Annotated in this window: 2 protein-coding genes; both read left to right on the plus strand. The window is 70.0% G+C overall.

The genetic code is table 11. The annotated features are described in order from the left end of the window. The first annotated feature begins 19 nt into the window (after positions 1–19). Positions 20–1,030, plus strand: a complete 1,011-nt coding sequence (locus GUY60_RS37455) for a serine/threonine-protein kinase (RefSeq protein WP_161705959.1) — start codon at positions 20–22, stop codon at positions 1,028–1,030. Positions 1,031–1,123: 93 nt separating this feature from the next. After that, entirely contained in the window at positions 1,124–1,297 is a 174-nt protein-coding gene (locus GUY60_RS37460; protein WP_161705960.1) for a hypothetical protein, read from the plus strand. Positions 1,298–1,678 lie beyond the last annotated feature (381 nt).

Consider the following 1,678-nt stretch of genomic DNA (forward strand, 5'->3'; position numbering starts at 1 on the left):
CACGGGCAGGGGGCGGGTGATGGGTGCGGACAGTGGCAGGGGGGCGTCCGCGGGCCGGGCAGGTCAGCTGATCGGGACGCGGATCGCGGGCTACGAGGTGGAGAGTGAGCTCGGCCGGGGCGGGATGGCCGTGGTGTACCGGGCGAGGGATCTGCGTCTTCAGCGCACGGTGGCGCTGAAGCTGCTGACCGAGGAATACATGGTCCGCAATGACACCTTCCGCCGCCGGTTCGCGCGCGAGCAGCGGATGGCGGCCGCGCTGGATCATCCTCACATCGTGCCGATCTACGAGGCCGGTGAGGCGGACGGCGTCCTGTACATCGCCATGCGGTACGTGCCGGGTCTTGACCTGCGGGCACTGCTCGACCGGGACGGGCCGCTGCCGGTTCCCACCGCGCTGCGTATCGCCGCTCAGGTGGCGTCCGCTCTGGATGCGGCCCATGAACATGATCTCGTGCACCGGGATGTCAAGCCCGGCAATGTGCTGGTCGCCCAGGGCACGGACAGCGATCACCCCGAACACGTCTACCTCACGGATTTCGGGCTGACGAAGAAATCCCTGTCGCTGACCGGGCTCACGTCCGTGGGCGAGTTCGTCGGCACGCTCGACTATGTGGCACCGGAGCAGATCGCGGGCCGCCCGGTGGACGGCAGGTGCGATCTGTACAGCTTTGCCTGCGTCGTCTACGAAACCCTCGCGGGCCGGCCGCCGTTCAGGCGCGATGACCCCCTGGAACTTCTGTGGGCCCATCAGTACGACACCCCGCCCGCCCTGAGCGAGAGGTGTCCGGGCACGGCGGCGGCGATGGACGACGTGCTGAACCGGGCCCTGGCCAAGGCCCCCGAGGACCGTTACGGCTCCTGTCTTCAGTTCGTGGCGGCCCTGCGCATCGCGGCCCGCAGTGGCGCGGCGCAGGGCGGCGGGCCAGTGGTGCATGCGCCGACTCGGCTGGACCACGCGGGCACCGGGGCACCCCCTGATCCGCCCGTCTGGGCCCGGCCGGTCTTCGTCGGCCCGCCCGGCCACTGAGGGGAAGCGCGGGCCCCGCAGCCGTCCTGCGCCACAACGGCTTCACCCCAGCGGGAGCGGAGACGGGCGCGCGTACGGGGACGTGTACGGGCGATGACGACGGCGCGGGCGGACGGCGCCCGCGCCGACCGCGAGAGCGCCGCCGGGTTTCTGCAACACCTCGTCGAAAACGCCCAGTTGGGCGCCCAGGCCACGAGAATCCCCGTACGCGTGCGGGCCGTTCAGGAGGTCACTGTCCACCTCGCCTCGAACCGCGCGGGACGGTGAGGACCTTGTTCGCGTCGCAGGCAAGGTCGAAGCCGGGGCCGGGGCTGTCTGCGCAACGTTGAGACTGCTGCCCAACTACCGTGCCCTGGCGGTGACTTGGTGCGCAGTTACCTGTCCCGCCGCCGACCTCGCCGCCCCGGCGGCCTGACCGTACGGGCCAGGGTGGCCCGCCCCCCTGTGCAGCGCAGAGGCGGCCTAAAACCCCGCACTTCCGCGCCTCTACCCGACTTCTTCGCATTCGTCAAGTCACGAACCTTCGGAACGTGACCAAAAGGGGCCAAACGGGGCCTACTGGTTATGCGGCCAACCGGAAACACCGCAGACGGCAACTAGGCCGCAAGCCGCACACAGTCCCTCAGGAGGAATCATGAACCCCACGAC

The organism is Streptomyces boluensis, from assembly GCF_009908195.1.
In the GTDB taxonomy this organism is placed as follows: domain Bacteria; phylum Actinomycetota; class Actinomycetes; order Streptomycetales; family Streptomycetaceae; genus Streptomyces; species Streptomyces boluensis.

Excerpts from the sequence above, each read along its gene's own strand:
- GUY60_RS37460 (WP_161705960.1), top strand. The coding sequence starts at position 1,124 with ATGACGACGGCGCGGGCGGACGGCGCCCGCGCCGACCGCGAGAGCGCC.
- GUY60_RS37455 (WP_161705959.1), top strand. The coding sequence starts at position 20 with ATGGGTGCGGACAGTGGCAGGGGGGCGTCCGCGGGCCGGGCAGGTCAG.